Raw genomic sequence first — 230 nt, forward strand, 5'->3', positions numbered from 1 at the left:
GGGAGACCGTCCCGCCCCCGCCCGGTGCGCCGCACGCGGGGAGGCGCCGCGCCGCCCGGGTGCTCCCCGTCCTGCTCGTGGCGGTCGTCGCGGCGGGCTGGGGCGTCCTGCGCGAGCGCGACGCGCGGGCGGCCGAGGAGCACGACCAGGCCACGGCGGCGCTCGCGGTTGCGGCCGGGCTGCTCCGCGACGCTCGGCACAAAGGCCGGTCCGCGCTCGCGGGCTCGGCC

Annotated in this window: 1 protein-coding gene; it reads left to right on the forward strand. The window is 83.0% G+C overall.

Annotated features, from left to right (window positions below; genetic code table 11):
- The coding region (locus KVT14_RS21850; protein WP_217617438.1) for a hypothetical protein at nt 1–230 on the forward strand (230 nt) is incomplete at both ends.

Source organism: Cellulomonas sp. GbtcB1 (assembly GCF_019091725.1).
GTDB lineage: Bacteria > Actinomycetota > Actinomycetes > Actinomycetales > Cellulomonadaceae > Cellulomonas.